The 25,429-nt window shown below is 72.0% G+C and carries 18 protein-coding genes; 9 read left to right on the top strand and 9 right to left on the bottom strand.

Annotated elements, in window-relative coordinates; genetic code table 11:
- Positions 1 to 636: 636 nt before the first annotated feature.
- The 5 genes from ACN9MM_RS36615 to ACN9MM_RS36595 all read right to left on the bottom strand — a co-directional run bounded on the left by ACN9MM_RS36615 (position 637) and on the right by ACN9MM_RS36595 (position 10,185).
- Positions 637 to 1,158: a DUF6529 family protein gene (locus tag ACN9MM_RS36615; RefSeq protein WP_426368086.1), complete on the bottom strand. Its 522-nt coding sequence runs from the start codon at positions 1,156 to 1,158 to the stop codon at positions 637 to 639.
- A gap of 65 nt (positions 1,159 to 1,223) precedes the next feature.
- Positions 1,224 to 2,054: a hypothetical protein gene (locus ACN9MM_RS36610; protein ID WP_426368084.1), complete on the bottom strand. Its 831-nt coding sequence runs from the start codon at positions 2,052 to 2,054 to the stop codon at positions 1,224 to 1,226.
- 28 nt (positions 2,055 to 2,082) lie between these two features.
- Positions 2,083 to 4,932 carry a type 2 lanthipeptide synthetase LanM family protein gene (locus tag ACN9MM_RS36605; RefSeq protein WP_426368083.1) on the bottom strand — a complete coding sequence of 950 codons (2,850 nt, stop codon included), beginning with the start codon at positions 4,930 to 4,932 and terminating at the stop codon, positions 2,083 to 2,085.
- Positions 4,933 to 5,168: 236 nt separating this feature from the next.
- Complete coding sequence (locus tag ACN9MM_RS36600; RefSeq protein ID WP_426368082.1) at positions 5,169 to 5,372, bottom strand: DUF6229 family protein; 204 nt, start codon at positions 5,370 to 5,372, stop codon at positions 5,169 to 5,171.
- 622 nt (positions 5,373 to 5,994) lie between these two features.
- Positions 5,995 to 10,185: a S8 family serine peptidase gene (locus tag ACN9MM_RS36595; RefSeq protein ID WP_426368081.1), complete on the bottom strand. Its 4,191-nt coding sequence runs from the start codon at positions 10,183 to 10,185 to the stop codon at positions 5,995 to 5,997.
- 124 nt (positions 10,186 to 10,309) lie between these two features.
- On the opposite strand from ACN9MM_RS36595, the gene ACN9MM_RS36590 reads away from it, so the two are divergent.
- Positions 10,310 to 11,263, top strand: a complete 954-nt coding sequence (locus ACN9MM_RS36590) for a helix-turn-helix transcriptional regulator (RefSeq protein WP_426368080.1) — start codon at positions 10,310 to 10,312, stop codon at positions 11,261 to 11,263.
- A gap of 177 nt (positions 11,264 to 11,440) precedes the next feature.
- Here the strand turns inward: ACN9MM_RS36590 and ACN9MM_RS36585 are convergent, their stop codons facing one another.
- A complete protein-coding gene (locus tag ACN9MM_RS36585) occupies positions 11,441 to 12,184 on the bottom strand; it encodes a DUF4232 domain-containing protein (protein ID WP_426368079.1) in 744 nt (247 codons plus the stop codon).
- A 456-nt stretch (positions 12,185 to 12,640) separates the two neighbouring features.
- Here ACN9MM_RS36585 and ACN9MM_RS36580 point away from each other — a divergent pair, with 456 nt between their 5' ends.
- The 8 genes from ACN9MM_RS36580 to ACN9MM_RS36545 all read left to right on the top strand — a co-directional run bounded on the left by ACN9MM_RS36580 (position 12,641) and on the right by ACN9MM_RS36545 (position 22,200).
- The gene (locus ACN9MM_RS36580; RefSeq protein ID WP_426368078.1) at positions 12,641 to 14,422 is read left to right on the top strand and encodes a hypothetical protein; all 1,782 of its coding nucleotides are present in this window, start codon (positions 12,641 to 12,643) and stop codon (positions 14,420 to 14,422) included.
- Positions 14,423 to 14,487: 65 nt separating this feature from the next.
- The gene (locus ACN9MM_RS36575; protein WP_426368077.1) at positions 14,488 to 16,170 is read left to right on the top strand and encodes an AMP-binding protein; all 1,683 of its coding nucleotides are present in this window, start codon (positions 14,488 to 14,490) and stop codon (positions 16,168 to 16,170) included.
- Entirely contained in the window at positions 16,167 to 16,802 is a 636-nt protein-coding gene (locus tag ACN9MM_RS36570; protein ID WP_426368076.1) for a GNAT family N-acetyltransferase, read from the top strand. Before ACN9MM_RS36575 ends, ACN9MM_RS36570 begins: the two co-directional genes overlap by 4 nt.
- A gap of 50 nt (positions 16,803 to 16,852) precedes the next feature.
- Positions 16,853 to 17,545, top strand: a complete 693-nt coding sequence (locus ACN9MM_RS36565) for an alpha/beta hydrolase (protein ID WP_426368075.1) — start codon at positions 16,853 to 16,855, stop codon at positions 17,543 to 17,545.
- 82 nt (positions 17,546 to 17,627) lie between these two features.
- Entirely contained in the window at positions 17,628 to 18,590 is a 963-nt protein-coding gene (locus ACN9MM_RS36560) for a cupin-like domain-containing protein (RefSeq protein ID WP_426368074.1), read from the top strand.
- A 14-nt stretch (positions 18,591 to 18,604) separates the two neighbouring features.
- Positions 18,605 to 19,834, top strand: a complete 1,230-nt coding sequence (locus tag ACN9MM_RS36555) for an ATP-grasp domain-containing protein (RefSeq protein ID WP_426368073.1) — start codon at positions 18,605 to 18,607, stop codon at positions 19,832 to 19,834.
- Positions 19,835 to 19,866: 32 nt separating this feature from the next.
- Positions 19,867 to 21,093, top strand: coding sequence for an ATP-grasp domain-containing protein (locus tag ACN9MM_RS36550; RefSeq protein ID WP_426368071.1), 1,227 nt, complete (start codon positions 19,867 to 19,869; stop codon positions 21,091 to 21,093).
- A gap of 336 nt (positions 21,094 to 21,429) precedes the next feature.
- Positions 21,430 to 22,200, top strand: a complete 771-nt coding sequence (locus tag ACN9MM_RS36545) for a hypothetical protein (protein WP_426368070.1) — start codon at positions 21,430 to 21,432, stop codon at positions 22,198 to 22,200.
- Positions 22,201 to 22,315: 115 nt separating this feature from the next.
- Here ACN9MM_RS36545 and ACN9MM_RS36540 read toward each other — a convergent pair whose 3' ends face one another.
- From ACN9MM_RS36540 to ACN9MM_RS36530, 3 genes are all read right to left on the bottom strand, one after another.
- Positions 22,316 to 23,299 carry an acetylxylan esterase gene (locus ACN9MM_RS36540; RefSeq protein ID WP_426368068.1) on the bottom strand — a complete coding sequence of 328 codons (984 nt, stop codon included), beginning with the start codon at positions 23,297 to 23,299 and terminating at the stop codon, positions 22,316 to 22,318.
- Between the two features lie 246 nt (positions 23,300 to 23,545).
- The gene (locus tag ACN9MM_RS36535) at positions 23,546 to 24,067 is read right to left on the bottom strand and encodes a universal stress protein (protein WP_426368067.1); all 522 of its coding nucleotides are present in this window, start codon (positions 24,065 to 24,067) and stop codon (positions 23,546 to 23,548) included.
- 3 nt (positions 24,068 to 24,070) lie between these two features.
- A complete protein-coding gene (locus ACN9MM_RS36530; protein WP_426368066.1) occupies positions 24,071 to 25,372 on the bottom strand; it encodes an SLC13 family permease in 1,302 nt (433 codons plus the stop codon).
- Positions 25,373 to 25,429: the final 57 nt, after the last annotated feature.

Raw genomic sequence — 25,429 nt, 5'->3', positions numbered from 1 at the left:
TCTGCCGGGGGCGCCTCCGTCCGACCCGGGACCGTCCGTACGCTGACCTTCGGCGGATCCCCCTCCCCCTCGATCCGGCCCGGGGCGCGACACGCCAGCGACCCGGTACGACTGCCGGTGAAGGCGGGTGACCGGCTCAGCGTCACCCTGTTCTTCAACGGTACCGAGGCGTTCCTGTTCCGTCGGGTACGTTGCCGTTCCGCGCCAGGGGCACGAGCGCTCTCCCCCGCCCCCACCCCGAGCGCCAAGCGCCACGCGCCACGCGCCACGCGCAGCAAGATCCGGACCGTTTCCGGACCAGCCGTCTCCAAGGAGTCGCGCGTAACACCGTTTCCCCTGGTCAACATGGGTGTCATTGCTGTACCACCAGGAGACCAAGAACCTCCTCGTCTCGTACTCCCCGAAGAGGCTCGGCTTCCTCTAGCGGTACGAAGAAGGGCGCCTGACCTGGGATCTCGCCCGGCAGGCGCCCTGTAGTGCTCCGATCAGCCAGCAGTCTGCGTCATGTACCTCAGTTTCCGGTTCGCCCTGCGGTTGTCTCAGCCCTGACCAGCTCTCTTCCGGTCGACAGTTCCCCATCCATGAGCAGAGCAACGGCCGAACTGCCCGACCGGAACGACAAAGACCGTTGCAGTACTAGAGGCCAGGTGCGTTGAAGGCGTTGAGGTACCAGAGGGCCGCCGAGTACCAGAGCAGTGCGATCGTCAGGACCAGGGCACCGCCGGCCACGGGCAGGACCCAGCCGGGCAGTCGGCGGTGCCGGACGACGATCACCTTGGCGACGAAGGCTCCGTAGAGGAAGCAGCCGCTCAACGAGTGCAGGGTGGTGCGGGCATCGGTCAGCTCCACCCCGTAGGCGACCAGACAGTGCCGGGCGATCGGCAGGGAGAGCAGGAAGGCCGCGAGGCCGACGAGTCGGTGGATCCGTCCGACCGGCCGTGGCGCCGCCCCCAGGCCGGGCAGCCGACCGTACAGCCAGAGCGCGAGCAGCAGCTGGATCAGCGCGAGGCCGAGGAGGGCGGTACTGAGCTCGGCCTTCAGCTGCTGGGCGTCGCTGAAGCGGGTGCCGAAGAGGCTGGTGGCGTATGCCGGAGTGTGCGCGCGGCCGAACCAGTACAGGCCGACCACCGTCGCGACCGGCAGAAGCACCCAGAGCACGACCCGTACCGTCCGCCCACGCCGCGTCCCTCCTCGCACCGTGCGTTCGTCGCCGGCCATGCGGATCAGTCGCCCTCGACCTTGTCGCCGGCCGGGTTGACCACGTACCACTTGGCACCGAAGGCGCTGGATTCCTCGCCCTGGGGGTCGGTCAGGACGTCGTCGAACTTGCCGACGGACGCCACCGCGACGCTCGTCCCCCCGCCCGCACCGGCGGAGGCGCTGCGCGAGGCGCTCGCGGACGTCATCGCCGACTGTGTGGCCGCGGGGGACGAGCCGGCCTGCTCAGTGGTGTTCGTGCTGCTGGAGCAGCCGCTACACACCGCGGTGCACAGGGTGACGACGGCGAGCGAGACGGCTGCGAGGCCGTGCTGATGCATGGTGTTCTCCGACGGATCGGGGACTTCCTGTCCCCCTTCACTAGGGCCGGTGCCGCCCTGCGCTGCCACGGCGGCGCGCCGCGGGGTCAGCGCGACGGGGGACATGGATGAGGCCGCCTGGGCGATGGCGTGTGCCGGGTGGACGGGCACGGCTGGAATCGGGTAACCACCGGCAGGGCAACCGGAACCCGGGGGGCCGTGGCGGTCGTACAACCATCCGGTGGCCATCGCCGCCGCGTGCAGCACAGGCACCCACGCGGCGGACAGCAGGTGCCCTGGAACCAGGTGGAAGGAGAGGACGCCGAAGGTGGCGAGGCCGGCCGTGGTGGTGGCCGTGGACGCGGCGTACGTCCAGAACGCCGTCGGCAGACGTCGGTCCCCCGCCTGATGATCCGAAGCCGGTACGACCGTGGCGGCCGGCTCGCGCGCCGCCGCGGCGAGGGACAAGAGGGTGTCCTTCGCCGGGGAGCGGACGGCCAGTACTCCGGCGGCCGACCCGCTCGCGGAGTCCGCCACCGTTCGGCGTCCGCGGCGGGAGATCGCGTCAGGTGGTGTCCGGCCTCTCGGGGTGGGCCAGGAGGAGAGGCGAGCTCAGGCGTGCGTCGGGGTGCATCCGGAGCAGGTGGTGCACCACCCCGGACAGCCCGGGAAGCAGACCCGGTGCGAACGCCTCCTTGGCCAGGCCGCCGACCGGACCGCGCTGCTCGATACCGGTGATCAACTCCGCGTCGGTCTGTGCGGCGGACGGCCCCTCGTACCCCTTCAGACCGCGCAGGTGGTGCAGGAGCTCCCAGAGTCCGAGGTCGCCGTGACAGAGGGTGTGGCTCCAGCCGAACCCCTCTCGCAGGCCGGCCGGCCCCGAGCGGAGCGCGGTGTCCAGATGGCGGGGATCCCCCGTGCGCCGGTGGAGGTCGAGGGCGGCCAGGCCGATGCCCGTACTGCCGTGGCACCACGCGGTGGGATGGTCGACGTCTCCCCCGATCCGCGCATCGACCCAGGCCCCTGCCTCCGGCGTGTACAGCGACTCCTCGAAGTCGTGCGCCAGAGTGCCGAGTTCGTACCACCGGCGCCGGTCGGCCGGGCTCCCGGCGGACGAGAGGGCGAGCCTGGTGAGCGCCCACCCGGCGCCGGTGGCGCCATGGGCGAATCCACCGATGCCCTCGGGGAACATCACCGTGGACCACCGTGCTCCGCGGTCGTCGACGACCGCGGTCCGCTCCAGATGCCGACCGGCCTCCGCGGCAGCTTCCAACCACCGCTCCTCGCCGGCGAGTTCGGCGAGGTCGAGCAAGGGGACGACCGCGCCGGCCACGCCGCTGAGCACGTCAAGGGCACGGTCCTCGGCGATGGCTTCCGGGGTCAGCAGCGCGGCCCTGGCACGGGCGCGGTCGAGCAGCCCCGGTGTACCGAGGAGGCGGTGCAGCGCGGCCCAGGTCCACACCTGCGAGGCGACGCCGGTGAACCCGCCGAGCTGACGGGTCGGCGTGGTGTCCTCGATGGCGGACAGTACCTCCAGGGTGCCGGCCAGCACGGACTCGACACCGGCCACCGGATCGGCTCGGCCGGCCCGCTGCTCCCGCTGGTACTCCGCGAGGGCGAGGGCGACGCCGCCCTGCCCGGTGTAGAGGTCCGCGCCCAGCGGGCGTACGGCCCAGCCGTAGTCCGTGAGCACGGGACTGATCCAGGTCGCGGTGGCGTCGGCACCGCGCACGGCTGCCTCGCAGACCGTCCGCACGGCCTGGGCCGCCAGCGTGCGGCGCCGCCGGTCCAGGTCCTCGACGTGCGGCGCGCGGGCGGGCGTCCGCACCCGGTCGGGGAGCCGGCGTTCGTTCAGGTAGGCGCCGACCAGGGCGCTGCGGATGGTGTCGCGTTCACGGGTGAGGTCCGCCCGCCGCCACCCGGCGAGGAAGGCGTCCAGCCGCTGTCCGTCCACCCGTTCGTCGAACGCGGGGATGTCTCCGACCATGAGGTCCGCTATCTCCTGGTCGATCACGGCCGGTTCGCGGGGGGCGCCCGGGGCGGCGAGGGCGTTGCGGTGGAGGATGTCCCGGGCCCGGGCCAGTGCGGCGTCGGGGTCGTGCAGCGAAGCCGGGTGCCAGAGCATCCGGCCGATGTCCGTGTACGTCTGCGTGGGCCTCCGGATCCTGCGCACCCGGCAGCCGTCGAACCCCCGCAACAGCGCGTCGAGTCGACCGCCCGCGTCGAGCTCCGCCAGGGCCGCGGTGAGCCCGTCGAAGCCGGTCAGCACCTGGTCCCAGTGGCGGATCAGCACCGGCTCGGGACTGGGGTGGTTGCGGGCCGGCGGCAGGTCCACCGCGGCGATCTCCATTCGGGCGGTGTCCCGTCCTCCGTCCGTGATGACCGGGACGCGGATCTGCGGCTGCTGACCGGGCAGACCACCGGCGGCCGAGAGGTCCACGCCGGCGAGGGCGTAGCCGTCGGTGCGCAGCGGCAGGATGCCGGTGCGCAGCACGGTGTTGCGGATCGTCCGGGCCGCCCGGTCCACGGCGTCGCCGCGCCCACTCGGCGGAACCTCGACATCGGGGGTGAACAGGGCCTCGGCGTCGACGACGGCGGGCACCGGACCGTGGGCCACCAGGTTCTCGGCGTGCAGGTCGGTCCCGCCGAGGAGTCGCATCACCGCCAGCCAGCCGCCCAGGGCGCGGTAGAAGCGGGCGAGTTCCGCCTCGCTCCGGCAGTAGGAGTGACCGAGGTGCTCGGCCCAGCCGTAGCCGTCCCGTACCACCACCCTCGGTACCCCCAGGTCCTCGGCGCCGGGGACGGCGGCGACGAAGGAGCGCAGCGCGGCGTCCACCTCCACCGGTCGCGGCTTGTACATGACGCAGGAGGTCTCGAACACCAGCAGCGCCACCGCCCGGCCACCGTGGTGGGTGTCGCCTCGGGCGAGTTCCAGGGCGCGCAGCGGTCCGGGATCGCCCCCGAGCAGGCCGGCGACGGCCCGCCGGTCCGCGGCGAGCCGCGCACCCAGCTCCAGGGCGCCCTCGGTCAGCAGGCGTCCGGAGGCGAAGGCCCGTCGGCGCAGCGCCGGGTAGCGCCGGTGCAGGGTCTCGGAGAAGCCGGGCGCGGAGGCCTGTTGGAGGAAGGCGTCCCATCGCGCGGACGGGTCCGTGCCGGGCAGGTCGCCGGCGAGGGCGGCAGCCCGAAGCTCAAGCAGGAGCACCCGGTTGAGCCGGAGCTGGAGGGTACGGCGGAGAGCCTCGCGCGTCGCCTCGCGCAGGACTTCCCGCTCGTCGGAGGCCAGCCCGGCCATCCCTGGGATCCGGTCGTCCAGCTCCGCGAACAGCGGGGCCGCGAAGGCGTCCACGGGGCCCGCGAACCATCCCTCGGGCGGCGGTCCGTCGGCCGCGCGGGCCGCTGCCACCGGTTCCACCATGCTGAGTCCTCTCCTGGCGTCTGGGTCGGGTTTCCGCACACGGGGGCGGCCTGCGCGTGGCCTGGCCGGGCCTCGCCAGGCCACGCCGGGCCACGCCGGGCCACGCCGGGCCACGCCGGGCCACGCCGGGCCACGCCGGGCCACGCCGGGCCACGCCGGGCCACGCCGGGCCACGCCGGGCTGGGGAGCCCTTGAGGGCTCCCCGGGTGGTGCGTCCGGTGCCGTACGGCGATTCGTCAGCAGCAGTAGCTGTGCAGCGAACCCGTACAGCTGCTGCAGCCGGTGAGCAGCGCCTCGGTGCCGTCGGTCAGCGCGGCTTCTCCGGCCGCACCGCCCACGTAGAGCGGGCCGGCCGGGTTGTCGGTGCCGAAGGCCGTCTCGGCACCCTGGAGCCAGGCGGTGACGATCTCGTCCGCGCGGGTGATGGACGTGATGGACATGTGGGACCTCCTACGATGCGCCGGAAGTACACGGGGCTACAGAATCCACCGGAGGCGGTCCGTCCGGGATCTACCGGAACCGGCCAATCATCGAACGGTATTCCGGGCGCACCCGGCCCGGCCCGGAGGCCGCCGCCGCGCGGCCGGGACGATGGCCGCCGGTCGGCGCGCCGCGGACCCCGACCATGGAGGCGGGCGGTGTCGGACCCTGCCCGTCCGGGTCCAGAACGGCACCTCCGCGAGGCGCCAGGGGGACCGCGACGGCACCCGCAAAGGGCGCGGTCCTCGTGCGTTTTGGCCATTCACGCCCCGTAGTGGTGGCGCGTACTGGGCGGTCGGGCGCGCGATCGCCCGGTCGAGCGAGCAGTGGAGAAGACCCGCCGCAGCCTCGCAGGGGTCAACCTCCCGCCTCGAAGGGCGTAGGCGCCGAAGGCGTTCGTCCGCTCACTCGTCCTGCTGCCCATGGTCCTGCCGCCGACGGTCGGTGGTGTCGCGCTGCTCCTCGGTTCAAGGGAGCCTGTGGTGCCCGTGCCACGCGCACGAGCGTCGACCGGGCCCGGGAGTTCTGGGACGGGTCGACGCTCGCGCAGGTCATGCGGTCACACGCGTCGTGCGAGGTGGGTCAGCGGCGCAGCTTCAGGCGGTGCACCCCGCCGTCGACCGTGCCGACGTAGAGCGTGCGGCCGTCCGGGGCGGCGGTCAGCTTGGTGGTGTCGGTGTTCTGCAGACCGCTCGAGATGTTCTCCCAGGTGAGGCCGTTGTCGGTGCTGCGCAGTACGCCCCGGCCGCCCTGGACGAGTCCGGACTCCGTCGAGCGGGTGGTGGCCGCGTAGAGCGCTCCGTTCACCCGCAGCAGGTCCGAGACGTGGACCGCGAGCGGTCCGGTGTCGGCGGTGCGGAAGGTCCTGCCGTCATCCGTGCTGACCCGGACGGACGAACCGCCGACGACCAGGCGTCGGCCGTCCACCACGATCGCGGAGACGGGGCCCTCGGCGACCTTGGTCTTGGTGACGCCGCCGTCGTCCGAACGGTAGAGGCCCGAGGCGTTGCCGAGCCAGAGGCGCCGCGGGTCGCGCGGGTCACCGGCCATGGCGTCGAAGGACCTCTCGTGGAAGAGGTTCTTCCACGTCCGGCCGCCGTCGGACGTCGAGAACAGCCCGTGGCCGAAGATGCTCCTGAAGCTGATCGTCACCCGGTCCGGGTCGGCCGGGTGCACCAGGATCGAGGTCGGGATCTCCGACGACGTGCCCTTCACCCGCCAGGTCCGGCCGGCGTCACCACTGCGGGAGACCTCGAACAGGCCGGTCGCGGTGCGCCGAACCTGCCACACCACCTTGGTGTCCTTCGGCGAGACGGCGATGTGCGAGGTGAGACGACCGGTCATGCCCTCCGCTCCGCTCCGCCCCCACTCGGGGCCGGCGACGGGGATCGCGGTGCGGTAGGTGCCGCTCACGGTTCCGGCGAGCAGCTGGTCGCCGGAGGCCGCGAGCGCGAAGGTGGTCAGGCCCTGGACGCCGATCCTCCGGTATCCGGTGCCGTCGGCCGAGCCGCGGTACAGGCCGTCCTGTTCGCTGGACACGGTCACCGACCCGTCGGCCCAGCGGTCGTAGTCCATTGCGATGGCGGCCTTCGAGGGGGCGGACACCGGCTTCCAGGTCCTGCCGTGGTCGTGGCTCACCTGTCCGGCACCGAACAGCGCGCGCACGTACAGGTCGCCGCCGGAGGCGGACAGTCCGTTGCCGCCCTCCGCCAGGGGCAGCACGGTGGACCAGGTGCGGCCCTTGTCGTAGGAGCCGCGGACGCCCGTACCGGGGACGTAGGCCGCCACCACGGTGGAGTCGGCCGCCAGGCCGCGGACGGTGTTCACGGGCTCGTCGAGGAGGAGGTGCGCCGTACCGGGGTCGCCCTTGCCGACGCCGTCGATCCGCCAGACGCCGTCGAAGGTCGCCAGGTACAGGGTGTCGCCGACGAGGGTCGCGTCGCGGACGTCACCGGTCACGCCGGTGGGGTACGTCGCCCAGCTGTCGCCCGCGTCCGTGCTGACCAGCAGGGTGCCGTCGACGATCGCGGCGAGGGTACGGGTCTGCTCGTCCGCGACGAACTCGTCGATGTGCGCGTCGGGAACGTCGAGCTTGCGCCAGGTGCGGCCGTTGTCGTCGGTGCGCAGGATCGTGCCGCGGCGGGTGGGGTCGGCGGCCGTGTTCACGGCGTACCACCAGCGATCGGGGCGGCGGGCGTCGACCACGACCGCTCCGGTGCCGTTGCCGTCGGCGATCGGCAGCCTGCCCACCTGGCGCCAGTGGGCACCGCCGTCGGTGGTCAGCCAGGGGGCGGCCTTCCGGAACTGGGTGATGACGGCCTGCTTCGGCCGGGCGGGCGAGAGCGCGAGGTGACCGGCCTCGCTGTTCGGGCCGATGGGCTCCCAGCGGTCGCCACGGCTGACTGCGGGGGTGACCTCGAAGGCTCCGGTGCCGGTGATCCGCCGGCCGTCGGTGGTCGTGGCCCGCACGGCCAACCGGTAGGCGCCGGCCGCCTTCCCGGTCACGTCGGCCTGGTAGTAGCCGGCGCCGTTCATGGTGGTGGGCAGGGTGAAGACCTTGCCGTGCGGCGGCGTGACCCTGATCTCCGGCGGCGCGTTCAGGGCGGCCGGGGCGGCGATGTGCACGGTGGAGCGGCCGTCGCTCGGGTCGGGGGACGCCTGGACGACCAGGTGCCGGACGACGAGCAGGTAGGGCACCCGGAGGGCCGGGCCTCGCGCGGGTGTGGCCGTGATCCGGCCGCTGATCTCCGTGTCGGTGGCCGGGCGGTCCGCGCGCAGGGTGACCTCGATGGTTGCCGACCCCCCGGCGGGGACGGTCACCCGCGTCGGAGACACGGTGGTGGGCCCGGTGCTGCTGAGGGTGACGGCCAGCGGCTTCTTGCCGGGGTTGGCCAGGCGCACCTTCGCGGTACCGCCGACGGTCCGGCCCGCCAGGTCCGCGAGGCCGAACGACAGGCTCGTCGGGAAGGCGTCGAGGGTGGCCGACGCCGCGGCGGCCACGTCGAGCCGTCCGTTGCCCTGGACGGTGGGGCCGGTGCCGGCGAGTTCCTTCGCGGTGCCGACCAGTGCGGACCTGATCCCGTCGGGGTCCTGGTCGGGGCGCAGTTGGCGCAGTAGGGCGGCGGCTCCGGCGACGTGCGGGCTCGCCATCGAGGTGCCCGACATGCGGTAGACACCGGGTTCGTACATCGAGGTGGGGATCGAGGAGCGGATCTCCACGCCGGGTGCGACCAGGTCGGGTTTGAGTCCGAAGCCGGTGCCGGGGCCGCGCGACGAGAACGAGGCGATCTCGTCGGTGGAGTCGGTGCCGCGCAGGGTGACGGACACCTTTCCGGCGGCCAGTTCACGGCTCAACTGGGCGTACTGGGTCGTGTCGATGCCCATGACGACCAGGCGGTCCATGCGCAACGAGTCGCCGGAGGCGGCGCTGCGGGTGAGGTCGGGGCGGGCGGGGGTCTCCCGGGCCCCGACCGTTCCCGGGGTGGCGGCGAGCACGGGTCCGTCGTGGACCGGGAGGCCTCCGAGCACGGCGAGCGCGCCGCGCTTCTCGGCTTCGCGCGCCCAGTCGATGTCGCTCTGGCTCAGTACGTCCGTACTGGGGGCGACGAGCATGTCGGCCCGCAGGATCTTGCCCCGGACGTCTCCGACCCGCTTCCAGTCCTCGGCGGTGCCCGCGCCGACGTCCACGAGCGGCGCGGTGACCGGTTCCCGGGGCGGATTCGCGGACAGGATGCCTCGGTACGTCTGGATCAGCTCGGGTTTCGCACCGGCCAGGTACGCGCTGGGGATCCGCAGCCCGCTGGTGGAGGCGCCGACCGCGATCACGCCGTCGGCCGCCGCCGGCGTGCTGACGGTGCCGCTGCCGGGTCCGGCGTTGCCCGCCGCCGCGACGACGACCACTCCGGCCCGTACGGCGGCGGTCGCCGCGCGGCCCAGCGGGTCGGTGCCGTCACCGGGGCCGCCGAGGCTCATGTTGATGACGTCGGCCCGGTGGGGGTTGCTGGGATCGGCCGCGGCCTCGATGCCGGCGATGATGTCGGAGGTGTAGCCGCTGCCGTCGGCGCCGGTGACCTTGTAGGCGAGCAGGCGGGCGTCGGGCGCCATGCCGGTGACGCCTCCCCGCTTGGCCGCCTTGCCCGCGATGATGCCCGCGACGTGGGTGCCGTGGCCGTTGTCGTCCATCGGGTCGTCGTCGCCGTTGGCGAAGTCGAAGCCGCCGACGACCTTGTGGCCTTCGCCGAAGCCGCCGCCCAGGTCGGGGTGGCCGTAGTCCACGCCGCTGTCCAGGACCGCCACGACGGTGCCCTTGCCGGTGGCCTTCACCCCGGCCGGGTCCTCGCGCTTCCAGACCTCGGGTGCGCCGGTCAGCGGGACGCTGATGTCCGTGCGCACCTGTATCCGGGTGTCGGGCCGGACGGCGACGACGCCCGGCAGCGCGGCCAGCCGCGCGCTCTCGGAGGCGGGCACCGTCATCGCCACGGCGTTGACGAGCAGACCGAGTCGGCGGGGTGCGGCCGGGTGCAGCCCTGCCTGCCGCGCCGTCCTGACGAAGGCGTCCTGCCGCGCCGCCAGGGCCCGTCGGGCGTCGCCGACGGCGGAGGTGGTGCCGGCGGTCAGGGAGGTGAGCGAGCCGCCGGGGGCTGCTGCCACGGCGGCCTCTCCGGACAGCTCGACGATGACCCGCTGGTTCGGGTCGGATGACTCCGCGGTCGCGGTGCCGGGTGTCGCGGTGAGCGTCCCGGCCAGCGCGACGGTGGTGACCGTCGCGGCCACCAGACGTCGGCTTCTTCGTGGGTTCTTGGCCATGGGGAGAAGTCCTAGCGCCGAAGTCACTCTCCGTACAACGGATCTTGATGGCCCATTGCTGCACCTGGCACAAGTGGGCCAGGATCCGCATATGACGAACGAGCTCACCGCGGCAGGCATCGATCCGTTCGACGAGAGCGTCTACCGGGCCGTGTTGACCCGACGTACGGCGGCCCCGGCCGAGCTCGCCTCCGACCTCGGCTGTTCCCCGCTCCGTGCCGCCAGGGCGCTGGACCGGCTGCACGACCACGGTCTGGTCGGCCGGCTCGCCGGGGCCCGCCGCCGGTACGCGGCGATCGAGCCGGGAGCCGCGGTCGAGTCCCTGATCCGCAACAGGACGGCGGAGTTGGACCGGGTCCGTTCGGCGACGGACGAGCTGTCCCGCCTCTTCGCGGCGGCGCAGGCCGGCACGGCGGGAGAGGAGGAAGTGGAGATCGCCACCGGTCGCGAGGCGCTCGGCCGCTGGTTCGTCCGCCTCCAGCAGGAGGCGCGCGAGGACGTCATGACGCTGGACCGGCCACCGTACGCGCTGACGACCTCCAACCCGGTGGAGAGCACCGCCCTGGGGCGAGGCGTACGCTACCGCGCGGTCTACGCCCCCGAGGCGCTGGAGTGGCCGGGCGTGCTCGAGGACATCCGCGGACTCGTACGCCGCGGCGAGCAGGCCCGGGTGATGCCGGGACTGCGGATCAAACTGGCCATCGCCGACCGTCGGCTGGCGCTGATGCCGCTCTCCCTGGACCTCGACGGCGTGCGCGCGGCGGTCATCCGGCCGTCCAGCCTGCTGGACGCCCTCACCGACTACTGGGAGCTGTGCTGGAAACAGGCGCTGCCGCTCGACGCCCCCGCCGAGGACCCGCTCGACGAGGAGGATCGTCAGGTGCTCATCCTGCTGGTGAGCGGCCTCAAGGACGAGGCCATAGCCCGCCAGCTCGGTTGGTCGGTCCGCACCATGCGTCGGCGCATGAGTCGCCTCCACGAACTTCTGGGCGCGGTGAACCGCTTCCAGGCCGGTGTCGTCGCGGCACGCCGCGGCTGGATCTGACCTCCCTCCCGACAGTTCGTCCCACCGGTGTCCACTCCTGACCGGCCCTTCCGGACCAGTGCGGGGCCAGGCCGCGGGCACCTCACCCCGGCTTGCGCGCCGCACGGCCTTCGGCCCCGACAGCCAGGCGCAGATGCCGCACCGTGACCTTCATGGAGGAGAGACGACGCGGCACTCTCAGAGCTGGTTGATCGGGCGCATCGCGAGGCCCTCGGTGCCGGCCCAGCCGTTGACCCGGGCCGCGTCGTCGACGGAGACGGTGTCGAGGCCGTCGGGCAGGTCGAAGACGAGTGTGCCGCTGAGTTCGGTGCCCTCGCCGGCGACCAGGGTCGCGGTGAAGCGATCGGACTGGTCGTACTCCGCCTCACCACCCTCGTCGTTTCCGAAGACGTAGAGGCCGGCGTACGCCTTGCCGCCTCCCTCGACGACGACGGGCTCGGTGTCGGGCTCCCCCAGCGGTCGAACGATCGGGGCGTCGTTGCCGGCCGTAAGCCGGACCTGCGGCGCGTCGTTGAGGACGCACGGCGTCTTCGACTTGTTGGTGACGGTCAGCAGGAAGTGACGGGGGGACTCCCCGGGCTGGTCCTGGAGCTCGACCGCGGTGCCGAGCCCAGCGGCCTCGCAGTCCGCGTACTTCGTGCCGTTGCCGCCGCCCGTCTCGCCGCTGTCCCCGGTCCCCGCATGCGTCGGACTGCTGCTGCCCGTCCCCGAGTCCCCCGTGGGCGCGGTGGTTTCCGGGGTCTTCCCTGCGCCGGACGCGGAGCCCGAGGGAGCCGTGGCCGTCGGGGCCGCGGCCTTGTCGTCACCGCCGGAGGACTGGCAGGCCGTGGTCGTCAGCAGCGCCACGATCGCGGTCGCGCCCAGTACGGCGCCGCGCAGGCCTCGACGCGGCGAACCAGCTCTGATCGTCTGTGAGTTCATGCGTATTCTTCTTCCCCCGTGGCCGAACCGTTGTCGGCCGACATGCAAGCGACAGAGGAATCATTGCCGCGAGGGAGGAAGGGGTCACCTGCAACCCGTTTTTGTTACATCACTCGCACGAACCAGCGGCCGTGGCGTGACCATCGGATCCCCGGCCGCGAGTGATCCCCTCCTCCACGCGGAGGTGCCGTGAGGCGGGATGCGCACCTCCGCCTCGGATCCCGGTTCACGCCCTTCTGTCCTATGCCAGAGGCAGCATCGATGCCGGCGCAGGCGTGGACGAGGAAAGGTCGGGGCGTGGTTGAGGCTGAAAGGCACCCTCTTGTGGCATGAACGGCTGGATTTGTTGTGTACGGCAAAGCATTACCTCGTCACGATGGCTGATGTTCCGTCAGGCCAGACAGCACGTTCCATCACATTGGTTGACGCGTTTCATTGCCGAACGACGGGGATCTTATGCTTTCGTCCGGGTCGGACACTGCCGTCTTACGTGCACAGGAAGCCTCGGGTTGGTTACTGAGTGAACTCACCAGCGGGGGAAGGGTTTCTTTTCATCTCGCCTGCCAACGACTGACGGCCTGGGAAGAGCTGCTTGTCGAGCACGTTCTCGGCCGGCCGGACTTCGAGGTCGTGACGGACCCGGCCGCGAGCGCCGACCTCGTCACGGTCACCCGTTCGGCCCTCTTCAGCGTGTCGTTCTGGAAGCCCGGTGAGCTGCCGAAATCGCCCTCCGAACCGCTCGCCTGGTTACGGGTGCCGCCGGAAGTGCTGGAGCTGGCCGAGGAGGAGGCCCGGTCCGTCGAAGCGCGGGAGGCCGCCGAACTCCACGAGGTCGACGCTCTTCTCCGGGAGTGGGAAGCCAAGGGGGAGATCGGCAGCCGCCTGGACCGGCTCGCGGATTGGGTCGAGCGGGTCGAGACGGTGTACATCTTCGTGGGCCGCGAGGTCTTCTCGAAGTCCGATGCGGGCAGCAATACCCTCACACGAGAAAGTCGCCTGTCGAATCTTCGGCTTCGCCCGGTGGACAGCTGGGGCGCGGCGGACCGGTTATTCGTGGTCCTCGCGTACTGCCTGTTCAGCAGCGGCCGCTCTGTCCGGTTCGAGGAATTCAACGGACGGCAGCTCTCGGCGACCCGGCTGCGGCAGTACTTCCTCGATCGGCACGCGAACTACTCCGCGGCTGTCGGGCGTCCGTCGCGTGATCTTCACGGCATCGGGCTGTTGGAGCTGGCGGAGGAGGTCCGGGCTCTCCAGGAAGAGGTCGATCGGTACTCGCCGCTGATGCGCTACCGGCGCATCAACGGCCTGACCTTCGTCAAGAACGAGTACCTGGCGGATTTTCCGCACCCCCGCGACCCGGACGGCCTTCCCGAGCTGGTCGCCCGCCACGGCAGCGAAAGCCTGGGCATCGAGCCGACGGGCCGGGCACGGGACGACCTGCGCGCCCTGGCGGCCGCCGCCGTCCTCCTCGACGCCCGGTCCGGCGAGGACGTCGAGGTGCCGGCAGGCGCGGGACACCGGGCCGGGCACGGCGCCGTCGGTGAACTCCTCGCCGCCATCGTGCTCTCCGCCGTCTGCTCCACCGAGTCCGACTACGGCATGAGCAGCGCGGTCCGCGATCTGACGAGGCTGCGCGGCGCGCGTCCGGGTGGTGCCGAGGGTGTGCTGGAACTCGGGAAGAAGGACTTCGTCTGCTGCTGTCTGCCTCACCCCACGCGGATGGCCGACGTCGGTGACGACACCGCGTCCGTCCTCTGGCGGGCGGCCCAGCGCATGATGTACAACCGCTGGCACTTCGCTCCCGGGGAATTCGACCGCGAGCACATTCCCGAGACGCGGCATTACTTCTTCCCTCCCCAGATCCCCGACATCGCCGAACACGCCGAGCACCACCACGGCGGCCACGCCGCCTCGCGGGTGCGCTTCACCATACGGGCGCCCGGCGCCCAGGTGTGGCACCCTCCCTTCACCGTCTTCGGGCACGGCTTCCGCGGCTGCTACGACATCCGGCTCGTGCGCATGGAAGGCCCGGCCTACACCCTTCGGGAGCTGCGCGAAGCCGTGCGCCACTGCTCCCTCGTGGACGAGTTGTGGCGCACCCTCGCGGACGGCGTCCAGCACGGCAGCCTTCCTGTACGCCCGCTGAGCGGCTTCGACCGCGACTGGTACGCGTCACGGGGCTGGGAGCGGCTGGACGGGTACGTCCTCGCGGCCGGGGCGCTTTCCGTTCCCGGCTGAAATTCGCCGCCGGTCCGACGGCACGGCCCGATGGCACGGCCCCGTTCGAGGAGGACAACCCGTAGATGAGCGAGCAGAGTCCAGGTCCCGCCCAGACCACTCCCCCACCCGTGGACGTCATCGGCACCATCGCCCGCGGCAGCTGCCAGGACACCCGTCATCGTCTCCACTACCGTGACGGCGACGAGGTCCGTTCTCTGAGCCTGGCCGAATTCGACGCCGCGGCCCTGCGTGTGGCGGCCCGGCTGCACACGCTGGGGATCCGTCCCCGTGACCGCGTCGGCATCATGGCGCCGAACCGGATCGAGTGGGTACTGCTCGATCTGGCCGTGCTCAAGCTGGGTGCGGTGACCGCGGGCATCGAGCCGGACCGGTACGAGCCGGCGGCCGTGCTCGCCGAGTTCGGTCTCGCCCTGCTCTTCACCGGCGACCCCCTACCCGGGGACAGCGACCCGGATTCTGGTGCCGTGCGAGGCATCGCGCAGGTCCGCGAGTGGGCCTTCGGCTCCTCTGGAGCGACCTCGGGCTCCTCCGGCCCCCCTCCCCACCCCGGCTACGACCCCGCCGACATCTGCGCGGTCAAACAGACCTCCGGGAGCACCGGCCCGCCCAAGGGCATCGAGGTCACCGTCGCCAGCGTCAACCAGTCGCTGGCCGCCGTCCAGGAGATGTTCGCTCACGGCGACGGCGACAACCTGCTCGTCTTCCTGCCCGTCAGGTTCCTGCAGCAGCGCTACTGGTTCTACTCCGCCCTCGTCCACGGCCACGACGTCACCCTGGCCGACCGGGCCACCGCCGAGACGACGGCGCGGGCGGTCTCTCCCACCGTCGTCATGGGCGTGCCCGGCTTCTACGAGCAGCTGAGGGCCCGGCTCGAGGCCGACGGGATCCCCGCCGGTCCGGCGGACCGGGGGGCGGCGATCCAGCGGGCGCTGGGCGGTCGCGTGCGCTACCTGTGGACCGGTTCCGCGCCCGCCGGACGACAGGTGCTGCGGTTCTTCAACGATGCCGGGGTTCCCCTGTACGAGGGGTACGGGCTCAACGAGACGTGCATCGTCTCCAAGAACCATCCCGGGGCGTTCCGGCTGGGCAGCGTCGGACAGGTCCTGCCGCACAAGCGGATCCGCTTCGACGAGGACGGAGTCCTCATCGTCGGCAGCAGTGCCCCCGTCAACACCCGCTACACCTGGTGCGCACCCGGTACGAGCGAGAAGGTGTTCCTGCCCACCGGTGAGGTCAGGACCTACGACGTCGGCCACGTCGACGAGGACGGCTTCCTCTACATCGACGGCCGTGTCGACGACATCGTCACGCTGAGCGGCGCGCTCAACGTCCTGGTCCCCCTCGTGGAGGAACGTGTCAGGGAACTCCCCGGGGTGCACGACTGCGCGGTGTTCGGCGACGGGCGGCCCTACCTCACCGTGGTGATCTCTCCCGCCGCCTCGTCCGGCAGTGTGGACCGGACCGGTGGGAGGCGGAGGCATCAGGAGGAGCTCGCCCGAGGCCTGGCCAAACTGAACGATGAGCTCCGTTACGAGCAGCGCGTCTACGCGGCCGTCGTCGCGGAGGAGCCGTTCTCCATCGACAACGGCCTTCTGAACGCCCAGTACAAACTGGTGCGAGCACGGATCGGCGCGCGCTACGCCCGGGACCTGGAGCGGGTCTACGACCAGCACCGCGTCTACAACGACGGCACGATCGGGGGTGCACCGGTGGTGGTGCGGGAAGCGGAGGGACAGGAACAGTGAGCTGGGACAGGCTGGCCGACCTCGAACTGGGCAATGAGCGGGTGGCGCTGCGGCGTGTCCGCGTCACCGACGTCGAGGCGTTCTCGCAGATCGTGTACGAGCCGGAGATCTGGCGCTACTTCGTCCAGCGCATCGAGACGGCTGACGATCTCCATGCGTTCGTCGAGACCGCGATCAAGGACACGCTGACGGGTAACCGCATCGTGTTCGCCGTCATCGACAGGTCCGACGGACGGATCGTCGGCAGCACCGCTTACGGCAATCTCCTTCCTGCCGACCGCCGGCTGGAGATCGGATGGTCCTGGCTGTCCGCGGGGGCTCGCCGGACCGGTGTCAACCGAGCCGTCAAACTCGCACTCCTCGACCACGCGTTCGACGAGTTGGGCTGTGAGCGGGTCGAGTTCAAGACCGACGTCCTCAACAACGGAGCACGCGCGGGACTGGCCGGCATCGGGGCGCACGAGGAGGGCGTCCTGCGCAGCTTCAACGTCATGCCGGGCGGGCGCCGCCGGGACGTCGTCTACTACAGCATCCTGCGCGACGCCTGGCCCACCGTGCGCAAGGAGCGCTTCGAGGCCAGGGGAGCCGGCCTGGCGGCCGGAGCCACCGGCGCGGCCGACATGGACGGCTGATTCCGGCACCCGGTCCCGATGACCGCATCCGGCGAGAAGGGAAGTGGACTGTGCGGCAGGAGTTCTTCTTCGAAGCCGCTGGAGAACGGCTGGCGGCGACGCGGACCACCGGGGCGGACGGGGCGGATCCGGAGATCCTGACCCTGCACGGTCTGGGCACGACCGCGACCCGGCACCGGGCGCGCTACCTGCTCGACGCGTGGGCGTGCCACGGACACGGCTCGCTCACCTTCGACTTCTCCGGCAACGGCGACAGCAGCGGCGATCTCACCCGCTCCACCCTGCGCCGCCGCCGTGCCGAGACACTCGCCGCGGCCGCCTGGCTCGGCGACGAAAGGCGGCCCGTGGTCGTCGGCACCAGCCTGGGCGCCCACCTCGCCGCGTGGACCGTGCGGGAGCTGCGCCCGCGCGCCCTGGTGCTGTTCTGCCCGGCGGCCTACCCCGCGCACGCCGTCGATCTGCCCTTCGACGGCAGCCTGGTGCGCCCGGCCAACCACCCCGACTCCCCCGCGTACGCCGCCCTGCGGGAATTCGACGGCGATCTCCTGATCTTCGGTGCCCGGCAGGACCAGGTGTGCGCACCCGAGGTCATCGAGGGGTACCTCGACAACGCCCGCCGCGCCCGGTCCGCGGAGGTCGTGTGGTTCGAGGGCTGCGACCACTTCGTGCACCGCTGGCTGCCCGAGCGGGTGCCCGAGCGGGAGCGGACCGTCCGGGCCGTGCTGCGGCTGCTCGCCGCCTGACGACCCTGTCCTGCCCGGGCCACCCGGGCCCTCGACCCGTCCGTCTCCCCACCCGCTCCCGTACTTCAGGAGGCTCATCGTCATGGCCGTGCAGAACGAGCGGAACCTGCTCAAACGACGCGACATCGACGCCCTCAAGACGGTCGAGTCCGCGTTCCACTCCGGCCCTCTCGCGGATCTCCTCGCGTCCGCCCCGGAACTGGAACGCCGCAGCGACCTGACACGGGAGGAGTTCGAGCGGGAGTACCGCTTCCGTGGCCGTCCCGTCGTGCTGGAGGGGTACGCCGCCGACTGGCCCTCGGTCCGCGACTGGTCGTTCCGGAACCTCGCCGAGCGGTGCGCGGACGTCCCGGTCGTGGTCGACAGCTACAGCAGCGCCGCGGCGCGCAGGACCACCTTCGGAGCGTTCGTCGACCTCCTGGAGGAGAACGCCGGCAGCGGCGCGGCCCCCCTCTACCTGCAGGAGTGGTACTACCAGACCACCGCTCCCCACCTCGCGGCGGACATGCCCGAACTGGACATCGCCCGGTACGACTTCCGCCGGGACCTCTACGGCGAGGCCGCGTCGACCAACCACCAGCTGTGGATCGGCCAGCGGGGCGGCATCACACGCCTGCACCAGGACGCGTACTCCGTCGACGTCATGCACGCACAGATCGTCGGTGAGAAGCTCTGGCACGTCATGGGGCCGGGCGCCGAGCTCCTGCCCGGACCCGGCGGCGAGCCCGCCCTGGACGCGCTGTGTGCCGCCCCCGACACCCGGCTGATGCGTTTCGTCCTGCGCCCCGGCGATGTGCTGTACCTGCCCGCGCTCTGGTTCCACCGCATCGAGCTCCTCAGCGACTCCATCGGACTCGGCCGCAAGTGCCTGGACGAGGCCAACCTCCGTGCCCACGTCCGCCAGCGCATCGGCGAACTCCTCGCGCTCGCCCTCAATCCGGACGAGCTGCGCGTGACCCACTCGGAGCTGTTCGACGTCGTCGTCGCCAGGGCAAGGGCGCTCGCCGACCGGATGGACATCGACCTGTCCCGCCTGCGTCAGTGAGGTACAAAGAGCCCATGAGGCAGCAGCACATCATGCTGGTCGGTGGCCGGGGCCACGAGATCCCCAAGGCGGCGGCGCTGGGCCTGCGGCATTCGATGGTCCAGAGCCCCGAGCGGGCGAGCGAGGAACAGGCTTCGGCGGCCGCGCGGTACGCCGTCCTCGACTACCGCGATCTCGACTCGCTCCTTCCCGTGGTCCGGGACTGGCACCGGGAGGACCCCTTCGACGCGGTGCTCTCCTTCACCGAGTACGGCCTGGAGCCCGCGTCCCGGGTCGCGCTGGACCTCGGTGTTCCCGGGGAGAACCTGGCCGCCGTCCTCGCCACCCGTGACAAGACCAGGACCCGCGCTCTGCTCGACCGGCACGGGCTGAGCCCGGTGCGGCACCGGGTGTGCGCCACCGAAGCGGACGCGGCCGACTTCCTGGCCGAGCTCGACGGACAGCCCCTCGTCCTCAAGCCCCCCTCGGGGGGCCTCAGCGAAGGCGTCTACGTCGTCGAGTCCGGCCACCTGCTCGCGGAACGATGGGCCTGGACCTCGGCCGTGGCCGGCCCGGAACCGGTGCTCGCCGAGGAGTTCCTGTCCGGGCCCGAGTACAGCGTGGAGTCGGTCTCCCGGCACGGCGCCCACGAGGTCGTCATGGTCACCGAGAAGCTGACCACCGGCTTCCCGGGCTTCGTGGAACTCGGCCACCAGGTACCCGCCCGCCTCGGCGCCGGCGACCTGGAGGCGATCGAGAAGTTCATCCTGGAGTTCCTCGAACTCATCGGCCAGAAGACCGGTCCGGTCCACAGCGAACTGCGCCTCACCCCGCACGGCCCCCGCCTGATCGAGGCCCAGACCCGCGTCGGCGGCGACCAGATCTGGGAGATGTGCGAAACCGTCAGCGGAGTCGACCAGATCAGCGAGACCATGTGCGCCCTGCTCGGCCTTCCCGACCCGCCGCGCGTACCCCGCGCCCCCGCGGCCGCCATTCGTTTCCTCTCCCAGGAGAACGTCCGCATCCGGCACGTCGACGGCCTCACCGAAGCCCGGACGGCACCCGGCGTCGTCCGGGCGGTGTGCACGCTGCGCCCCGGCCAGGACCTCGGCCCTCTCCTCTCCTCCGACTCGCGGCAGGGATACGTGCTCTGCACCGGCGACAGCACGAAGGACGCCGTGGCCAAGGCCGAGGCGGCACGGGACCTCGTCCGGGTCGACTCCGCGCCGCTCGCCGAAGGCACCGGCGCGGCAGGGCGGCCGTGAGCACCCCGGAAGCACGACGTCCTGGAGGGACCATGCGCGTTCTCGTCATCGGCACCAACAGGGTGTGCCACGACCGGCTGCGCGACCAGGGGCACGAGATGGTGCTCTTCGTTCCCCGCGGCCGGGTCCGGCGCGAGGACCCGGTCGGCCCGTACTCCCACGTGGTGATCCTCGACGACGAGGCCGGCGCGGACCTGTGGGCCGAGACGGCCGAGGTCCTGCACCGCCGATACCCCTTCGACGCCGTGGCCGCCTACAACGAGCACACCTATCCCCTCGTGCGGGCCGTCAGCGAGCGGCTGGGCATCCCCACCGCGGTCGACGTCGAGCTGTTCCACCGGGTCGTGGACAAGTCGCGGATGAGGCGGATCCTCGACGAACACGCGATCCCCAGCTGCCGCTTCGTCCTCGCACGCGGCCGCCGGGCCGTCCTCGACGCCGTCGAGGAGATCGGCCTGCCCTGCATCGTGAAGCCCGTGGACACCGAAGGGAGCCTGGGGGTGTCCCGCATCGACGCGGCGCGGGACATCGAGGCGGCACTGCGCCGGGTCGGCCCCCATCACATCGACAGGGGGGTGGTGGTCGAGGAGTTCCTGGACGGCGACGAGTTCAGCGTCGAGGCGCTGTCGACGGGCGGCCGCCACCGCATCATCGCGGTCACCCGCAAGTTCACCGACCCGGTGACCTTCGTGTCGCGGGGCCACGTGATCCCCGCCCCCCTCACCACCGACGAGCACGCAGCCGTGACGGCGTACGTCACCCGTGTCCTCGACGCGTTCGGCTTCCACGACTGCCCCTCGCACACCGAGGTCATGCTGACCGAACACGGCCCGCGGATCATCGAGATGCACAACCGGATCGGCGGCGACGCGATCATGGACCTCGTCCACCTCTCCACAGGGGTGGACATGTACGACCTGGTCGCACGGCAGAGCATCGGCGAGGACATCAGTGTGCTGCTGCCCGACGAAGTCACCCACGAGCGCAGCGCCGCAGCCTGGTACGCGGCGCCTTCCGGCTCCCCGGCGCACACCCTCCTCAAGGTCGAGGGCGTCGAGCGGGTCCGTGGCCTCCCCCATGTGCGGGGCGTCACGCTTCTGAAGGAACCGGGCAGTCCGCAACCCGTCGTCCGGAACAACTTCGACCGCTCCGGCCGGGTCCTCGCCGTCGGCGACTCGCCGGAGCAGGCACTCGACCATGCCCGCGAGGCGACAGCCGTGCTGCGCTTCGTCTACGGCTGGAGTTCTCCGGACGTCTGAACACTCACCGATGGCGAAGGTCTTGCCGGGTTCGCCCCAGTCTCCCGTGTGCCGGGGGACGGTGCGGGCGGTCCACAGGTCGCGCTGGCACCCTCCAGCGCCCCCTCCGTCTCCTCCGCGGCGGTGTGGAAGGCCCGGTACGGCAGGACCAGGGCGGCGGCGAAGTGGTGGGCGGCCGGCTGAGCGGTGGCAGGGAAGCCCGCCCCTCAGGATCGGGACGGGCTCCGGTCCTGGAAGGAACCGTTCCTCCCGTCCACCCGTCATCTCTCGACGGGCCGCTCCTGCACCGACGTGGCGGCCGTTTTCGCTCGTCACCGTCCAGGACCGAGGAGATCCATGGCCGACACCGTCCACTCGCTGATCGCCCGCCTTCACGAGCTGCTCGTGACGCACCTGTCCGACGGGGCCGTCGACATCGCCCCCGGCCTCCACGACGTCGCGGCGCGGGGCATGGCTCTCGGACCCGACGGGGCGTGGATCGCCGCCGGCGCCCACGCGAACCTCAGTGGCCTCGCCCTCGTGGGCGGGCAGGCGGACCGGGCGGTCTCCCACCTCGAAGCCGCGGTGGCGGCCGGCTACAACGACTGCGTGGCGCTGCACGCCGGCCCCGCGCTCCCGCTGCACCGGGATCCCCGCTTCCGGGCCCTCTACCAGCGCATGCGCATCACCGAGGACGACCTCGACGAACTGTTCTGGCTGCACCGGGAGATGCGGACCGCGGTCAGGGACGCGCAGGACGCGACGGTCGACAACGTCGGCCGCCTCGACACCGGGGTGTCCCCCCTTCCACAGGCCCCGCTGCCCACTCGCGAGCCGCACACCCAAGGCGTCCTGGCCACCCGCGTCGACCTCGCCGCGCTCCAGACCGGGCTCCAGCGGGCGGCCCTCAAGGCGGAGTTCCAGCGCAGTTCCGGCAACACCAGCCTCGATCTCATCGACGGCTCCTGGGACCACCCCAGGGCCAGGCTCGACGCCTGGCACGCCGACGCGTCGGACACCCGGCGCCAGCGGGCCGCCCAGGCCCGGGCCTTCGTCGAACGCCCCAGTGCCGGATCGAGCCTCCTCGCTCCTTGCCCTCCGCTGGGCTCGATCGCGTACCCGGCCTGATCCCCGAAGAGGCCCGGGCCGGCGAGCGGCAGCGCCTCCAGGAAGCCGTGGACGGGACGCCGGCCTCCGGCCGGGCGGCGCCGGAGTGCGTCGAGGACCTGTGGTCCGCCGCCGGTCAGATCTCCGGCGCGAGGCCGCGCTCGCGCAGCCAGGAGAGCTGGACCGGCGGGTTGGAGCCGCCGCCGCCGTCGTGGTCCCCGAAGGGCCAGACGGTCATGGTGCGGTCCTGGCCCCGGTAGTGGTTGAAGGCGGCGTAGACCGTCGAGGGCGGGCAGACGGGGTCCATCAGGCCGACGCTGAACAGCGCCGGTGCGGTGGCGCGTCGGGCGAAGTGGACACCGTCGAAGTAGTCGAGGGTGGCGAAGGTCGGCTCCACGCGGTCGCGGCTGTGCCGGCGCAGGTACTCGGCGATCTCGGGGTACGGTCCCTCCCCGGTGATCTGTACGGCCCGGCGGAAGTGGCACAGGAACGGGACGTCCGGCAGGGCCGCCGCCACTCGGTCCCCGGCGAGGCCGACGACGGCGAGGGCCAGGCCACCGCCCTGGCTGCCTCCGGCCACCACGATCCTGCGGGGATCGAGGCCGGGCAGTTCTGTGACGGCGTCCACGGCGCGCACGCAGTCGGTGATCAGTCGCCGGTAGTAGTAGTTCTCGGGGGAATCTATGCCGCGGGTCATGAATCCCCCGACCCACTGCGTGCCGCCGCCCGCCGTCCGGTCCGGGGTGTCGTGGCCCTGGCCCCTGCTGTCGACGACGAGCTGGGCGTAGCCGGCGGCGGACCAGAACAGGTGGTCGGTGGGCAGACCGCGGCCGAGGCTGTAGCCGATGTACGTGACGACGACCGGCAGCGGTCCGTCCACGCCGCGCGGGCGCAGCAGCCAGGCGGCCACCGGTTCACCGTTCCAGCCGGGGAATCGCACGTCGTCGACGTCCACGGTGTGGAGCAGGTGCGCGGACGTGACGCGTTCGGACTTGACGGTCCCGCCGTAGGACCTGGCTTCGGCGAGGGTGTCCCGCCAGAACGTGTCGAAGTCCTTCGGTGCGGACAGCTCCGGGCGGTACCCGGTGAGTTCGTCGGACGCGAAGTCGGTGAGCGGCATGAGGTCTCCTGCGGTCGAAGGGGTGACGGGAAGGCGGGACGATGGCGTCGAGGACACGGGGAGGCACGGCTCACGGGTCCGGTGCCGCACCGGGCGCCGGCTGTCTCAGTCGGTCCGGTCGGAAATCCGGACGCTCTTGTTTCCCGCGAAACGAATCCACGAGCCATGAGCAGGGTCGCGGACGCTGCGCGGTCCGCACCGGAGAACGGTCTTCCCCCGTTGGGGCGTGCGGGTCTTCGCCGCCCGTCAGGTGGTGTGGTCAGGTGGCGGCGGCGCCATGGTCGGGAGCCCCGGCGGGGGCTCGGGCCACACGAGCAGGACCGGGCAGGGCGCGTGGTCGACGACGAAGCGTGCGGCAGGGCCGAGGCTGTGCGGTCCGAGGTGGGTCCGGTCGCCGTCACGGGCAAGGATCAGCAGGTCGCCTCCCTCGGCCGCGGCGACGACCTCTCGCTCGACGCGGCCGGTGCGCTCGGTACGGGTGCAGGGGCGGCCCAGACGGTCGGCGGCGTCCTGGAGCAGCTGCTGCGCGGAGGCGGCGGCGAGGTGTTCCAGGCGCGTGCCGGGGTCTCTCCCCCAGCCTTCGGCCGGGCGGTTCCCCAAGGGGTGGCCGCGGCCGAGGAGTCCGGCGAAGGCGCCGTGTGCCGCGCCCGGGACATCGGCGGGGGTGACGTGCAGGAGGACGATGCCGGTGTCCGCCGGGGTGTGCGTGCGGGCGGCGTCCACACAGGCGCGCCAGGTGCCCTCGACGATCCAGACGACCACGGCCATGGGTCAGCCTCCTCCGATGACGGTCAGTGAGAGCCACAGTGCCAGGACGGCGGCGGCCAGGGTCGTGGGTACCGTGTACGCGCCGAGCCGGGTGAACTCCTTGAGCTCCACCTCGCTGTCGTGGGCGTGGACGATGCGCCGCCACAGCAGAGTGGCCAGGGAGCCGGCGTAGGTGAGGTTGGGGCCGAGGTTGACCCCGAGCAGGACGGCGAGGACGGCGCCGGGTCCCAGCGGGGCGGTCAGCGGCAGGAGTACCAGGACCGCGGGCAGGTTGTTGATGACGTTCGCGAGGACGGCGGCCAGTGCGGCGAGGGCGAGCAGTTCCGGCAGGCCGGTGCCGTCCGGGATCAGGTGTCCCAGGGCTTCGTCGAGACCGTTGTCCACCACGGCCAGGACCACGATCCCGAGGGCCAGCACGAAGGCGAGGAAGGGCACGGAGGCGGCGCGGACCAGCGCCCGAGGAGTGGTGCGGCGCCGGATGAGGGCCCGGACGGCGAGGGCCAGCGCTCCCCCCAGGGCGGCCCACGCCGGGTCGACGCCGATGGCCGAGGTCAGCACGAAGCCGACCAGCGTGCACGCCACGGTCACCAGGGCGAACAGGGGCAGCGACGGCGGTTCGACGGCGGTGGGGGCCTGTGCTCCGGCGTCCAGGTCGGTGGCGAAGAAACGCCGGAAGACCAGGTACTCGACGCCGATCGCCACCATCCACGGCAGGGCCATCAGGGCGGCGAACCGGGTGAAGCTGAGCCCGCTGGCCGCGAACGCGAGCAGATTGGTGAGGTTGGAGACGGGCAGCAGCAAGGAGGCCGTGTTCGACAGGTGGGTGCAGGCGTAGACGTGCGGTTTGGGGCGGGCTCCGATGCGGGCGGCGGTGGCGAACACCACCGGGGTGAGCAGCACCACCGTGGCGTCCAGGCTGAGCACCGCCGTGATCAACGACGCGGCAAGGAACACCTGGGTCAGCAGACGACGTGGCCGGCCGGCCGCCGTCCGCGCCATCCACGCCCCGCACGCCTGGAAGAGACCTTCGTCGTCGCAGAGCTGAGCCAGCACCAGTACGGCCGCCAGAAAGCCGATCACCGGCCCGAGCCGTTCCGCCTCGGCCAGCGCGTCGTCGAAGGAGACCGCCCCGGTGGTGATCACCAGTGCCGCGGCCGGGACGGCCACGACCGCCTCCGGCCACCCGAAGGGGCGGATGACCGCGCAGACCAGCACGAGGACGAGCAGGGCCGCGGACAGCGTCTCCGCGAGCTGGGCGTTCAGGATCGGATCCTTCCGTTGCGACGGCGCGGCCGCCTGTACCACCGGAGTGCACGCTACCGCTTCGAACACCGCGCCCCACGAGCCGACGACGGCATGTCC

The organism is Streptomyces sp. E-08 (assembly GCF_049913095.1).
Classification (GTDB): Bacteria; Actinomycetota; Actinomycetes; order Streptomycetales; family Streptomycetaceae; genus Streptomyces.
Note: the sequence above shows the minus strand (reverse complement) of the source record. Positions and strands in the feature narration are given on the sequence as shown.

Excerpts from the sequence above, each read along its gene's own strand:
- ACN9MM_RS36605 (WP_426368083.1), bottom strand. The coding sequence starts at position 4,932 with ATGGTGGAACCGGTGGCAGCGGCCCGCGCGGCCGACGGACCGCCGCCC.
- ACN9MM_RS36600 (WP_426368082.1), bottom strand. The coding sequence starts at position 5,372 with ATGTCCATCACGTCCATCACCCGCGCGGACGAGATCGTCACCGCCTGG.
- ACN9MM_RS36590 (WP_426368080.1), top strand. The coding sequence starts at position 10,310 with ATGACGAACGAGCTCACCGCGGCAGGCATCGATCCGTTCGACGAGAGC.
- ACN9MM_RS36585 (WP_426368079.1), bottom strand. The coding sequence starts at position 12,184 with ATGAACTCACAGACGATCAGAGCTGGTTCGCCGCGTCGAGGCCTGCGC.
- ACN9MM_RS36580 (WP_426368078.1), top strand. The coding sequence starts at position 12,641 with ATGCTTTCGTCCGGGTCGGACACTGCCGTCTTACGTGCACAGGAAGCC.
- ACN9MM_RS36575 (WP_426368077.1), top strand. The coding sequence starts at position 14,488 with ATGAGCGAGCAGAGTCCAGGTCCCGCCCAGACCACTCCCCCACCCGTG.
- ACN9MM_RS36560 (WP_426368074.1), top strand. The coding sequence starts at position 17,628 with ATGGCCGTGCAGAACGAGCGGAACCTGCTCAAACGACGCGACATCGAC.
- ACN9MM_RS36555 (WP_426368073.1), top strand. The coding sequence starts at position 18,605 with ATGAGGCAGCAGCACATCATGCTGGTCGGTGGCCGGGGCCACGAGATC.
- ACN9MM_RS36550 (WP_426368071.1), top strand. The coding sequence starts at position 19,867 with ATGCGCGTTCTCGTCATCGGCACCAACAGGGTGTGCCACGACCGGCTG.
- ACN9MM_RS36545 (WP_426368070.1), top strand. The coding sequence starts at position 21,430 with ATGGCCGACACCGTCCACTCGCTGATCGCCCGCCTTCACGAGCTGCTC.
- ACN9MM_RS36540 (WP_426368068.1), bottom strand. The coding sequence starts at position 23,299 with ATGCCGCTCACCGACTTCGCGTCCGACGAACTCACCGGGTACCGCCCG.
- ACN9MM_RS36535 (WP_426368067.1), bottom strand. The coding sequence starts at position 24,067 with ATGGCCGTGGTCGTCTGGATCGTCGAGGGCACCTGGCGCGCCTGTGTG.